The 13,643-nt window shown below is 36.9% G+C and carries 13 protein-coding genes; 8 read left to right on the top strand and 5 right to left on the bottom strand.

From position 1 onward, the window contains the following. The first annotated feature begins 86 nt into the window (after positions 1-86). From MUN88_RS14080 to uvrC, 4 genes are all read left to right on the top strand, one after another. Positions 87-2,435 carry an endonuclease MutS2 gene (locus tag MUN88_RS14080; protein ID WP_244716114.1) on the top strand — a complete coding sequence of 783 codons (2,349 nt, stop codon included), beginning with the start codon at positions 87-89 and terminating at the stop codon, positions 2,433-2,435. Between the two features lie 14 nt (positions 2,436-2,449). Further along, the gene (locus MUN88_RS14085) at positions 2,450-2,854 is read left to right on the top strand and encodes a DUF350 domain-containing protein (RefSeq protein ID WP_244716116.1); all 405 of its coding nucleotides are present in this window, start codon (positions 2,450-2,452) and stop codon (positions 2,852-2,854) included. Between the two features lie 197 nt (positions 2,855-3,051). Continuing rightward, on the top strand, positions 3,052-3,366 hold the full coding sequence (trxA, locus tag MUN88_RS14090) for a thioredoxin (RefSeq protein ID WP_244716118.1): 315 nt from the start codon (positions 3,052-3,054) through the stop codon (positions 3,364-3,366). A 143-nt stretch (positions 3,367-3,509) separates the two neighbouring features. Then, the gene (gene uvrC, locus MUN88_RS14095) at positions 3,510-5,228 is read left to right on the top strand and encodes an excinuclease ABC subunit UvrC (protein WP_369809996.1); all 1,719 of its coding nucleotides are present in this window, start codon (positions 3,510-3,512) and stop codon (positions 5,226-5,228) included. A 23-nt stretch (positions 5,229-5,251) separates the two neighbouring features. On the opposite strand, the gene MUN88_RS14100 is transcribed toward uvrC, so the two are convergent. After that, a complete protein-coding gene (locus MUN88_RS14100) occupies positions 5,252-5,677 on the bottom strand; it encodes a DUF2507 domain-containing protein (RefSeq protein WP_244716122.1) in 426 nt (141 codons plus the stop codon). Between the two features lie 343 nt (positions 5,678-6,020). Here MUN88_RS14100 and MUN88_RS14105 point away from each other — a divergent pair, with 343 nt between their 5' ends. The 4 genes from MUN88_RS14105 (at position 6,021) to MUN88_RS14120 (ending at position 10,165) form a co-directional block, all read left to right on the top strand. Further along, on the top strand, positions 6,021-6,629 hold the full coding sequence (locus MUN88_RS14105) for a succinate dehydrogenase cytochrome b558 subunit (protein ID WP_244716124.1): 609 nt from the start codon (positions 6,021-6,023) through the stop codon (positions 6,627-6,629). 34 nt (positions 6,630-6,663) lie between these two features. Next, entirely contained in the window at positions 6,664-8,415 is a 1,752-nt protein-coding gene (gene sdhA, locus MUN88_RS14110) for a succinate dehydrogenase flavoprotein subunit (protein WP_244716126.1), read from the top strand. Positions 8,416-8,430: 15 nt separating this feature from the next. After that, positions 8,431-9,192, top strand: a complete 762-nt coding sequence (sdhB, locus tag MUN88_RS14115; protein WP_244716128.1) for a succinate dehydrogenase iron-sulfur subunit — start codon at positions 8,431-8,433, stop codon at positions 9,190-9,192. Positions 9,193-9,979: 787 nt separating this feature from the next. Beyond that, a complete protein-coding gene (locus MUN88_RS14120) occupies positions 9,980-10,165 on the top strand; it encodes a helix-turn-helix domain-containing protein (protein WP_369809889.1) in 186 nt (61 codons plus the stop codon). Positions 10,166-10,200: 35 nt separating this feature from the next. Here MUN88_RS14120 and MUN88_RS14125 read toward each other — a convergent pair whose 3' ends face one another. The 4 genes from MUN88_RS14125 to MUN88_RS14140 form a co-directional block, all read right to left on the bottom strand. Next, positions 10,201-11,049 carry a DUF4435 domain-containing protein gene (locus tag MUN88_RS14125; RefSeq protein WP_244716130.1) on the bottom strand — a complete coding sequence of 283 codons (849 nt, stop codon included), beginning with the start codon at positions 11,047-11,049 and terminating at the stop codon, positions 10,201-10,203. After that, a complete protein-coding gene (locus MUN88_RS14130) occupies positions 11,039-12,331 on the bottom strand; it encodes an AAA family ATPase (RefSeq protein WP_244716132.1) in 1,293 nt (430 codons plus the stop codon). Before MUN88_RS14130 ends, MUN88_RS14125 begins: the two co-directional genes overlap by 11 nt. 57 nt (positions 12,332-12,388) lie before the next feature. Next, entirely contained in the window at positions 12,389-12,862 is a 474-nt protein-coding gene (locus MUN88_RS14135) for an ImmA/IrrE family metallo-endopeptidase (RefSeq protein WP_244716134.1), read from the bottom strand. 96 nt (positions 12,863-12,958) lie between these two features. Next, the gene (locus tag MUN88_RS14140; RefSeq protein ID WP_244716136.1) at positions 12,959-13,642 is read right to left on the bottom strand and encodes a restriction endonuclease; all 684 of its coding nucleotides are present in this window, start codon (positions 13,640-13,642) and stop codon (positions 12,959-12,961) included. Position 13,643: the final 1 nt, after the last annotated feature.

The raw sequence follows: 13,643 nt of genomic DNA on the forward strand, positions 1-13,643 counted from the left end.
ACAGATAAATCTTAAGGCAAGGGATGGGATTTATCGGGACTACATGAATCAATTGCATAACACAAATTAATGGAGGATCATGTTTAATGAATAAACGAATTCTTAGAATATTAGAATTTCATAAAGTGCTGGACCAGCTATCGGAATTAGCAGCGTCTTCCTTAGGGAAGGAGAAAGTGCGTAAGCTGCATCCTGCAACGGAGCTTGATAAGGTTGTAAGATGGCAAGACGAAACCGATGAAGCCTATCATGTGATTCGCTTGAAAGGTCATGTTCCATTAGGGGGAATTGTCGATATAAAACCAAGCGTAAAAAGAGCGGTAATTGGCGGTATCCTTTCCACTAATGAATGTCTTGATGTAGCAAGCACTATTTATGGAGGCAAACAGCTCAAGCATTTTATCGATCACTTAGAAGATGTCGACATTCCGATCTTACAGGAATTATCGGAGCAAATCGTGCCATTAAATGAACTTGAACGTGAGATTAAAAGCTGTATCGATGATCATGGCCATATGATGGACGGTGCTTCGGACAAATTGCGCGGCTTACGTTCTAAAATTAGAACGAACGAGAATAAGGTTCGAGATCGGTTAGATAATTATACAAAGACGAAGGCAAAGATGTTATCCGATGCGATAATAACAATCCGAAATGATCGCTACGTGTTGCCGGTAAAACAGGAGTACCGCTCTGCCATTGGTGGCATCGTACACGATCAGTCTGCCTCTGGACAGACACTATTTATGGAGCCACAGTCTGTTGTTGAAATAAATAATGAACTGCAATCGGCTCGTGTTGAAGAAAAAAGAGAAATCGAACGGATTTTGAAAGAACTATCGATCCGAATTGCTGAGGACGAAAGCTTTCTTATGACAAATGTGGAAGCTCTAGCAGCTATTGATTTTATTGTAGCTCGGGCAAAATTAAGTCATCAGATGAAAGCAAGTCGTCCAACGATGAATGATCAAGGCGTCATTAAAATGAAACAGGCTCGTCATCCGTTGCTTGACGCTAGTGAAGTAGTTGCCAACGACATTGCACTAGGTAGGGATTATACGGCAATTGTTATTACAGGGCCAAATACAGGTGGTAAAACCGTTACATTAAAAATGGTAGGTATTTGTACACTGATGGCACAATCAGGCTTACAGGTTCCTGCTCAGGACGGCTGCGAAATGGCAGTGTTCTCAGATGTGTTCGCAGATATTGGGGACGAACAATCGATCGAGCAGAGTCTGAGTACGTTCTCCTCGCACATGACAAATATTGTGGACATCTTAGCGCAGTTTGATGACCAGTCGTTAATCTTGTTTGATGAACTTGGCGCAGGTACAGACCCACAGGAAGGGGCAGCTCTAGCGATGTCGATTCTGGATCATGTGATCGAACGCAAGGCGAATGTAATTGCAACGACTCATTATCCGGAACTAAAAGCATATGGATATAACCGTGATGGTGTTATTAATGCCTCTGTTGAATTTGATGTACAGACACTAAAGCCGACATACCGTCTGTTAATCGGAGTACCAGGACGAAGTAATGCCTTCGAGATATCGAAAAGACTGGGATTAACTGATGGCATTATTGAAGAGGCGAAAGGACATATTGGTACGGATTCGAAGAGTGTAGAGAATATGATTGCCTTACTGGAAGATTCCAGAAGAAAAGCAGAAACTGACTATGATGATGCCCATGAATTACTCGAAGAAGCCGCTCAACTGAAGCAAGAATTAGAAAAGAAATGGCAGCAATTCGAGCAGGAACGGGAATCTCTATACAAAAAAGCAGAAGAAAAGGCAGAGAAAGCAGTGACGAAAGCGAGAGAGGAAGCGGAATTAATCGTATCCGAAATTCGTAACATGCAATCTGAAGCTGAAATTAAAGAACATGAATGGATTGAAGCAAAAAAATTACTTAATGAAGCTCAGCCGGAGTTAACAAAGAAACAGAAAAAACAAGAACCTGTCTTCGATGAAGCAAAAGCCAAAACGCTGCAGACAGGCGATGAAGTTCGTCTTTTATCACTTGATCAGAAAGGCTCTATCATAGAACAGACTGGAAAAAACGAATTTCAAGTACAAGTTGGCATCATGAAGATGAAAGCAAAAAGAAAGGATTTGCTATTCATTAAACGGGATGAACCAGTTATGGAAAAGCCTTTAGCTACTGTCCGGGGTTCACAGTATCATGTGAAGCCAGAACTAGATCTTCGTGGCGAACGTTATGAAGATGCTCTTAATCAATTAGAGAAATACATCGATGATGCCCTTCTCGCAGGATACAACAAAGTATCAATCATTCATGGGAAGGGTACAGGAGCACTTAGAAAAGGTGTGCAGACTTTTGCCCGGAAACATTCCAAGATCACCAATTCCAGAGATGGTGATATGGGTGAGGGTGGTCTAGGTGTTACGGTTCTAGAATTGAAATAGGAGGAGACTGGAATATGAACTTTTGGGAGAACGTGTTTGTGGAGACTGCTGCCAGATACAGTGTCGCTGTTTTATGTTTACTTGTGTTTCTTGTTGTATTTGAGCTAGTAACTTCCTACAAAAATTGGGACGAAATTAAAAAAGGTAACCTGAGTGTTGCGATGGCAACAGGCGGAAAGATCTTTGGGATAGCGAATATTTTCCGCTACTCCATTGAGCATAATGATACCATTTTGCAAAGTATCGCCTGGGGTGGCTTCGGATTTTTATTATTATTATTTGGTTATTTTATTTTCGAATTTTTAACCCCAACTTATAAAATCGACCAGGAAATAGCAAATGATAACCGTGCAGTTGGTTTTATATCACTTGTCATTTCAGTCGGTTTATCTTATGTGATCGGTTCAAGTATCCAGTAAGGGAGTGGACTCGTGAAGACTTTAGCGTATGTATTACTTGTTATTGCCATCATATTTATGGCGGTTGGTATCTATTACGTAACTTCGGTATAGTTTTGACTTGCTGTCATAGGATAACAATAAGCAAAGTATTAGTATGATTTTTTTGTCAATGTTATACTTGTTAGGAACTTGGAATAATGAAGGAGGAATTATAAATGGCAATCGTAGCAGCTAATGATGGGACTTTTAGTAATGAAACTAGTGAGGGATTAGTGTTAGCAGACTTTTGGGCTACTTGGTGTGGACCTTGTAAAATGATCGCACCAGTGCTAGAAGAAATAGATGGAGAAATGAGCGATACTGTTAAAATCGTAAAACTGGATGTAGATGAAAATCAAGAAACAGCTGGTAAATACGGAGTAATGAGTATCCCTACACTTCTTCTTTTCAAAGACGGTGAAGTAGTCGAGCAAGTAGTAGGCTATCAGCCAAAAGAAGCACTTGTTGAAATCATCAACAAACATGCATAAGGAATGCGCGAATCCCTTGTTATAGCAGAAGCTGTAATGAGGGATTCTTTTCGGAAAGAAGATTGTAGCTGGGAGGTGAGTAGTTGGAGGAGCATATAAGAGAGAAGTTGGCTGTTTTACCGACGCAGCCAGGGTGTTACCTAATGAAAGATAAGCATGACACTGTTATTTATGTCGGTAAGTCCAAACTGCTTCGTAACCGTGTGCGCTCTTATTTTATAGGCGCTAATGATCAAAAAACACAACGTCTTGTTCGGGAAATAAAAGACTTTGAATATATTGTAACCAGTTCTGAAATAGAAGCATTAATACTGGAAATGAACCTGATTAAGAAATATGATCCGAAGTACAACGTGTTATTGAAAGATGATAAGTCCTATCCATTTTTGAAAATCACGAATGAAAGGCATCCACGGCTCATTATCACGAGAAAAGTGAAAAAGGATAAAGGGAAATATTTTGGTCCATATCCGAATGTGCTCGCAGCGAGAGAGACAAAGAAATTACTGGACAGATTATATCCATTACGAAAATGCAATAATCCGAAAGGGCGTCATTGTCTCTATTATCACATGCATCAATGCTTGGCGTGTGCAGATGATCCACCGTCCAAAGAAGATTATCAAAAAATCACACAGGAAATCGTCAGTTTCTTAAATGGTGGGCATAAGGCAATCAAAAACGATTTGCAAGAAAAAATGTTAGCCGCATCGGAAGACTTAAACTTTGAGCGGGCCAAAGAATTTCGTGATATGATTCAGCATATAGAATCGGTGATGGAACAGCAGAAAATGACGATGAATGATCAGGTTAATCGTGACGTATTCCATTACAGTTATGATAAAGGCTGGATGTGTGTACAAGTCTTTTTTATTCGCCAAGGGAAGTTAATCGAAAGGGATATTTCGATTTTTCCGTTTTTTGATGAAGCACAGGAGACTTTTATCAGCTTTATTGGTAGTTTTTATTTGCATCATCATCATCCGAAACCGAAACAAATTCTTGTGCCACTTGCAACAGATACAGAGTTATTAAAACAACTGTTAGAAGTGGACGTTCACATACCTATGCGGGGGAGAAAGAAAGAGTTAGTTGAACTTGCAGGAAAAAATGCTGAGATAGCCTTGCAGGAGAAATTCAGCTTAATTGAACGAAATGAAGAACGAACGATACGAGCGGTTGAAAGCTTGGGGGAAAAGCTTCACATTGAAACACCTCACCGAATAGAAGCCTTTGATAATTCCAATATTCAAGGAACAGATCCAGTTTCAGCGATGGTTGTGTTTATCGATGGCAAGCCTGCTAAGAAAGAATACCGCAAATACAAAATAAAAAGTGTTGAAGGACCGGATGATTACGAAACGATGCGTGAGGTCATCAGGAGACGATATACGAGAATATTAAAAGAGGACGCACCGCTTCCGGACTTGATTCTTGTCGATGGATCGAAAGGACAGATGTCGGCTGCCATCGAGGTGCTGGAAAATGAACTTGGTCTTGATATTCCACTTTGCGGTCTAGCGAAAGATGATAAACATAGAACGAGTGAACTATTATATGGGGACCCTCCAGAAATTGTAGGGTTAGACAGGCGCTCCCAGGAATTTTATTTTATTCAACGAATCCAAGATGAGGTACACCGGTTTGCGATTACTTTTCACAGGCAGCTAAGAGGTAAAAGTGCGTTTCATTCTAAATTAGATGAAATTGAAGGAGTAGGAGCCCAGCGCAAAAAAACACTCCTTACTCATTTTAAATCAATCAAAGAGATTGAACAGGCCTCCATTGAAGAAATAACGAAGCTGGGAATTCCAAAGCCGATAGCAGAGCGGATTCTGCAACAATTAAGCACAATGAATTAAAGCTCCTTACGAAATAAGGAGCTTTAATTATGTAATACGTGAAAGAGTACGTGATCTTTTTTCATTTCCGCTAATCCTTCACAGCTTTTATTGGTAAGTTGAAAAATGGTTTCCGCAAGAAAGCCTGCTTCCAAATGGAAGTCTATATCTTTAATCGTTTCTAATCTCGCTTTCACTAACTCTCCATCTAGCTGATAAATAAAACCGCGACGTTTTTCCTGAATCAGTCGTATTTCTCCCCAACCAGCATGCTGAAAAAATTCCTGGATTTCGTTATATGTAGCACATTCAGCCTGACGGGCGAAGCTTTTCCCCATTACATATAAGATCAGATTGGAATCCTGTCCCAATACTTCTGGTAATCCAATATAACGTAACAAATCATAACCACTGCTGGTAGATTGTAAGTTTGAAAGTATAGTTGCTAAGCTTGTCTTATTCTGTGTCACAAATTGTTCCCCTCTCTAGCCTACATCAAAACGATACTGTTTGTATTCATTATCTCCTTTTTTCATTCATTCTGCAATCGTTCAAAAGTAATTTTCTCTAAAATTCTCCAGATTATCGACAAATTTTTGAATAAAAAGAATTCGTTTTCTTGACGCTTTTTCATGATAGAAGTACAATGAATGTGGTACCAATATACGAATTTCTTTGGATGGGAGCTCTCGTATAATTGAGATGAAACGAAAGATAGAATCTCCGTACGAGATGTAAAGCGCTTCACTGTAAAAGCGTTTAGAAGAGTCGTATGTTGCAAATTGACATGAATGACAGAGGGGGGTACAAAAGGTGGAGAATAGGGAATTCTTTTATCGCAGGTTACATTCGCTATTAGGGGTTGTGCCGATCGGTATTTTTTTAATGCAGCATTTAGTTGTGAATCATTTTGCTGTTTATGGTGAGAAAAACTTTAACCAGGCAGCTCATTTTATGGAATCATTGCCATTCCGATATGCGCTGGAGATCTTCGTTATCTTCTTGCCGATCTTGTTTCATGCCGTATTAGGTGTCTATATCGTATTCGTTGCCAAGAATAATGTGAGACGTTATGGCTTTTTCCGTAACTGGATGTTTTACTTGCAGCGAATCACAGGTATTGTCACATTAGTATTTCTTGTGTGGCACGTTTGGGAAACAAGAATTCAGATTGGAATGGGAACGAAAGAACTAGATTTTAGCCTAATGGAAGACATCGTATCTAATCCGGTAATGTTATGGTTCTACATTATTGGTATTATTTCAACCACTTTCCATTTTGCGAATGGTTTATGGAGCTTTTTAGTCAGCTGGGGTATTACGGTAACACCTCGCTCACAGAAGATAGCTACATATGTAACATTACTAATTTTCTTAGCAATATCATATGTCGGAGTTAGTGCTATTTTAGCATTCGTTTAATTAAGTAGCAGGAAAGTAGAGGGAGTGAGTTTACATGAGTGATCGCAATATTGTTATTGTTGGTGGTGGCCTGGCTGGGTTAATGGCCACAATAAAAGCAGCAGAAGCAGGCGTACACGTTGATCTATTGTCAATCGTACCTGTAAAAAGGTCTCACTCTGTTTGTGCACAAGGTGGAATTAATGGTGCCGTAAATACGAAAGGGGAAGGGGATTCTCCTTGGGAACACTTTGACGATACCGTGTATGGCGGGGATTTCTTAGCAAATCAGCCACCGGTAAAAGCAATGTGTGAAGCAGCACCAGGAATTATTCATATGTTGGATCGTATGGGTGTTATGTTTAATCGTACACCTGAAGGTTTATTAGATTTTCGTAGATTCGGTGGTACACAGCATCACCGTACAGCATATGCCGGTGCAACAACAGGACAGCAATTGTTGTACGCTTTAGATGAACAAGTACGTCGTTATGAGGTACAAGGCTTAGTAACGAAATATGAAGGCTGGGAATTCATTTCTGCTATCATTGACGATGAAGGGATTGGCCGTGGTATTATCGGTCAGAACATTAAGTCACATGAGTTGAAAGCCTTCAAAGCAGATGCAACGATCTTTGCATCTGGCGGACCTGGAATTATCTTTGGTAAATCTACCAACTCCGTTATTAATACTGGTTCAGCAGCTGCAGGACTTTACTTGCAAGGTGCTATCTATGCCAATGGGGAATTTATCCAAATTCACCCGACAGCGATTCCTGGTGATGACAAACTTCGCCTTATGAGTGAATCTGCTCGTGGTGAAGGTGGCCGTGTCTGGACGTATAAAGATGGGGAACCTTGGTACTTCCTTGAGGAAAAATATCCTGCATACGGAAACCTTGTTCCACGTGATATCGCAACTAGAGAGATTTTCGATGTATGTGTCAATCAGAAACTAGGTATTAACGGGGAAAACATGGTTTACCTGGATTTGTCACATAAAGATCCGAAAGAGCTGGATGTTAAACTCGGTGGTATTATTGAAATTTATGAGAAATTCGTAGGGGAAGATCCACGAAAAGTACCAATGAAAATTTTCCCTGCTGTGCATTATTCAATGGGTGGTCTATGGGTCGATTACGATCAGATGACCAATATCCCGGGAATCTTTGCTGCAGGTGAGTGTGATTATACACAACACGGTGGTAACCGTCTTGGTGCCAACTCATTATTATCATCTATTTACGGTGGAATGGTAGCAGGACCTAATGCCATTAAGTATATGGACGGTCTTGAGAAAACGATCGAGGATGTTTCCTCCGATGTATTTGATCGTCACTTACAAGAAGAAGAAGCAAAATTTGAAGAATTACTAAATATGCGTGGCGAAGAAAATGCCTACCAGATTCATAAAGAGCTTGGGGAATGGATGACGGATAATGTGACCGTTGTTCGTGACAACGCCAAACTATTAAAGACAGATGAAAAAATCCAGGAATTACTGGAACGTTGGGAAAACATCAATATGGATGATACATCTCGCTGGAATAACTCTGGTGTGATGTTCACAAGACAATTGAAGCACATGCTTCATTTAGCTCGAGTGATTACACAAGGTGCTTATAATCGTAATGAAAGTCGTGGCGCACACTACAAACCGGAATTCCCAGATCGTAACGATGAGGAATGGCTAAAAACGACCAAGGCATCCTTTGATACAGCTACCAACAGTCCAAAGTTTGAATATGAGGCCGTTGATGTATCACTAATTGAACCGAGAAAACGTGACTACAGTAAGAAAAAATAAAGGGGGTAGAGAGAAATGGCAGAAGAGAAAATGACACTAATCGTCACTCGTCAAGACAGCCCGGATTCTCCTCCCTATGAGGAGACTTTCAAGGTCAACTATCGTAAGAACATGAACATCATTTCTGCATTAATGGAGACGCAACAACATCCAGTCAATGCAGATGGTAAGAATGTTGCGCCAGTACAGTGGGAATCAAACTGTCTGGAAGAAGTTTGTGGTGCATGTTCCATGGTGATTAATGGAACGCCACGTCAGGCTTGTTCCACTTTAGTCGATCAGCTCGAACAACCGATTCGCGTAGCACCGATGAGTACGTTCCCGGTTGTACGTGATTTAGTAGTAGATCGAAGTCGCATGTTTGATTCTTTGAAAAAGGTAAAAGCATGGATTCCAATCGATGGTACACATGATTTAGGTCCTGGACCAAGAATGCCTGAGAAAAAACGTCAATGGGCATATGAATTATCTAAATGTATGACTTGTGGTGTATGCTTAGAAGCTTGTCCAAATGTAAACAGCAATTCCGATTTCATCGGCCCAGCACCACTATCACAAGTACGTTTATTTAATTCTCACCCTACAGGTGAAATGAACAAAAGCGAACGTTTAGAAGCATTAATGGAGGATGGCGGCATCTCCGGTTGTGGTAACTCACAAAACTGTGTACAGGTTTGTCCAAAAGGTATACCTTTAACAACTTCTATCGCAGCACTTAACCGTGATACGAACATCCAATCATTTAAGAACTTCTTCGGAAGCGACAACGCTTATTAATCAAGAAAACCCTTTTCCGCATATGCTGGAAAAGGGTTTTTCTTTTAAAAGCTAAGAAAATATAGAATTACCTCTTTAAAGCCGAATTATAAAATTTTCGCTTAAGATTGAGATAATAGAAGTTTACTTATATAATACGGATTATGTCAAGCGTTGGGACCATTTTGATATATTATGTGTGCTGGGATACCGCTCCGGCCAACCACTTCGCGTCCTGCGGGGCACGGCTGAAGCTAACTTTGTGAAGAAAGGCACTTCGCAAAGTGGATCTTCAGCACCCTACGCTAATGTTAAAGTTCTAAAACGGATGCAAGAGATAGCATATTGGTCTGTTTAAAATACAATTTATTGAACATTTTAATGCCTAGCACCACTGCTTTTAGCTGTTTCATACGTTGTAGCACTTCCTTTAAGCATATTTCCGGTGCTTTGTTACACATATATACCATTTCAAAATAGCCAAATTGACATACTGCTACACTTGACATAATCCGTATTATAGGTAGTAGTGTAAATACCTACGTTAGTTAGGACCAGGCGGTTATGCTAAATTACTCTTATTTAATGGTTGAGATGATAAAAGCCTTACACTTTTTGATTGTTTCCCCATAAATACAGTTTCCATTACATTATAGGAATCTTCACTTTCAGAAATAAAATAATAAAATATCGGGAATTAGACGGTTTGTAGGAGCACACCTTCCCATCTGTTTACATATTATAATTTTGACTAAGTAATTACCCTCTTATTTTCAACGCCCTAAAGTTAGCAAGGAGGGGTTCACATTTGAAAGAAAATGACTACAAGCCGAAGCAATTACTAACGAAACGGGAAAGAGAAGTATTTGAGCTACTAGTACAAGACAAAACAACAAAAGAAATAGCTGAGGAATTATTTATCTCGCAAAAAACTGTTCGTAATCACATCTCGAATGCAATGTGGTATGATAACAAACCAAAAGTATCTGAATAAATACAGATACTTTTAATTTATTAACCAATTTACTGTTAAAGTGATACAGATAATATTTTCTGAAATCTATAGTCAATACTATCTAATAATTCGTTTGCATGAGTACAACTATTAATGTGTCTTATTAAATCAACTTTAAATGGATTTATGCCTCTATGAGCCATATGGTCTGGAAAATGTTTTTTGAACATTTTATAGATAGCGTCTAATTTATGTTTACCATTTAAAAATTTATCTATTGAGTGGGTTTCGAGTAAGTTTTCATATTCTTCATTTAACTCTGACCAATTAATATCAATTTCGAAGTCACGTTTCTTTAATTCATCATCTATATAAGCATGCATGTTAGAAATGGTTATTCTTTTTTCACTATTATGCCACCATCTTTCTATATTTTGATCTTCTAGGGAAATGGGCAAGTCATATTTAATCTTTGCTATACAAGATAGAATAAATGGGATAATTGCTTCAATAGCTTCATTCAAGATATCATCTTCATTAATATGCTTACTACTTACCGAATTAAAATCCTTAATTATACGTTTTAATACATTTTTAGTAGTTAAATAATTCTCCATATTGTAAAATTTTGTATAAATTAAATTATCATCGTCTATAATTTGATCAAAATAATAATCATAATCTGCATCAAGTAAAGCGACATACTTAAATGGTAGTCCCTGGTCATGATGTTTTAGAATGTTAGACTTACTTAACCCTATAACTATATCGATTTCTTTCCAATCAAGTTGACTATTAATTAATAACCGTTCATAAACCATAGTATCCGTTTTTCCCTCTACTATCAGAGCAGGAGTATTATCGCCAAAAAATCTGGTATTTAATTTATCTTGTATTGTTAATTTAGGTGTACTAGAATTCATATGAATACTCTCCTACTTCTCCGAGTTCATATATATGTTTGTGACTATTTGAAATTATAAATGGTGAGTGAGTAGAGATAATGAATTGCTTATCGTTCTCACCATCCATGAGAGCTTCTATTAATTCTCTTTGCCATTTAATATGAAGTGATAATTCAGGCTCATCAATTATTACTATAGATTCATTATCTGCAGATAATTTTGTGTAAACGAATAAAGCAACTAATTGTTTTTCCCCTGCCGATAAATCTTCATATTTTAATATTCTCCCCTTTTTTATAAAGATTAGATTTCCATCCTCTAATTCTACTTTTTTGTTTAAGAACTTACTTAATGTCATCTTTAAATTGTCAAATTGAGCTTTTTTCTTACTAATTTCTTTATGAGCCTCATTGTACATTTGGATAAGTTTTTCAACTTTCTCATACGAAATCATTACTTTTAATGCTTCTGTTATATTATCATTTGAATTAGGAGTTTCCAAAGTTTTTTTGGACCATTCAATTGAGTTAGTATATTCCTTAATCATGTTTAAGGAGCTAATGTCATCTCTTTCTATGTAACCAGCTGTTACAAACAAATTTTCTAAACCATTATTAATTTCGTCGATTTCTATATTGTTTGTGAGTGGAAAACCATTATCTATCATAGAGATGTCAACTAAAGATAAAAAGAAGTCTTTAATAAGTTGATTTAATTTTGTTTTTTCAAACTCTATTACTTCATTCCACTTCTTCGAAATTAGTTTATTAATATCTTTATTAGTTAATCCTAATATAATTCTATTTTGTTCAGATAAACGAATCGAAAGATCTTCAATATATCTTTTGCCTACATATTCTTCATGTCTATGTAATTGATTTATCGAATTTCTATAGAGTGAATTACTAAGTTCTAAAAAATCTGTTTCGATTCTTCTGAACGTTGGAAAGTAAATAGAATTAAAGTTAACAAATGGCTCGGGAGATTCAGATTCATCTCTATTATTCATTACCTTAAATTCGAAAACGTCATTTGAAGTTGAAATCTTTACATTCAAAATTTCTGCGTTTGTTTTTGAAATAGAAATAACTTCATTGCTAGTATCTAGTATTATGCTACTAAATTCATGATTAAATAATTTTAAGTATGAATTTGTTAAAATTGAATTTAAAATGTCTAGGCAAGTAGTTTTTCCTGAACCATTATCTCCAACTAGTATTGTCAAATCATTATAAAATCTAATGTTTTTGTTATTATCTTTCTCTCCATTCAGTTCATTAATCTGTAATTTATAAATCATCTAATCCCTCCTACAAGTTTTAAATAATATACATATATTATACAATAAATAGTTATATTATCCTATTCTTTTATTTCTATATATTCCCTCTAATCTCTCTTTAACAATAAATGAATTAATGTTAAATTTGTAGGACATTTCTTCTATTACGAAATCACTTTTTAAATCAAATTGCTGCACCATATGTAACGGAATGGCAGCATAACGAGTAAAGCGTTTAGCATCCCATTCTTGAAGATCTCGAAATGCTTTAGGCATGATTAATTGAGATCCACAGTGCCTAAGGATATGACAGAGTTCGTGAAAAAACTGTTCATGCTGTTCTTCAATGGTCAATTTAGAATCAATGCTGATAATTTTGCTGTTTCCATATGCAAAAGAGTAAGACCGTTTTTCTCTATATCCTAATTGTACGTCAAATGATTTAGCTATTTCTTCGATATCCATATGTGAAGGTTTAGTAATCCCTTTCTTTAAATAATGCTTAGATATCCATCTTTCTAAGTCGAATGGTTTGTATATGTAGGACAATTTAATCACCTCTTTAATATTATACGAACAAACGTTCTATTAATCAATAAAAAAATAAGCCTTTAAGACTTATTAAAAAATTTCAAATAGACAATATTATTCGTATTTTAACCGTGTAGCTTCTTTTCTTCGCCATGTATCAAGGGTACTTCTTACCCACTCAATACTATTTGTTTCAATCCTTCTATCACCAGCTTCTATCATTGCTGGATTTGTAAAAGTAGTAGAAGCAATAAACCTTCCTAATGGACAACCTTCATTTTTTTTTGCTGAGTCTAATTCCCTTATTGGTCTTACGTCGATCTGTCTTCCTGAGTTTATGTAATGTTTTATTTGAACTGCTTCATAGGCCATATCTTTCTTTGAATAAATAATTAAATCAACTCCACCATCTGCTCCTTCACTTGTACGTCTTGGTCTACATCCTTTTGCTTTATAGTATAGGTAGCATATTTCTTCAAATTCACGCCATGATATTTTTTCTAAAGGTAAAGTTAGTATTTCTTTTTTTGATCGCAAGATATTAGGGGGAATGTCTTTATTATTAACAGATTTAGATTTTACTTTTTTAGTCCTTTTATTAGCAGTTTTTCTCTTAGTTTTCTTAACTGGAATGAATGAACATATAATTTCAGCTACAATGGCTCCCCCAAGAAAAAGCCCTAATAAGTAATAGATAGCAGAAAAATTCATAGGGAGCTTGTTCCACAGTAATAGACCAATAATTACTATTGATCCTCCTATTAAACTTTTTAAATTGTTTATATCTTTCTTTGTCAAG

It is taken from the genome of Gracilibacillus caseinilyticus (assembly GCF_022919115.1).
Lineage (GTDB): Bacteria > Bacillota > Bacilli > Bacillales > Amphibacillaceae > Gracilibacillus > Gracilibacillus caseinilyticus.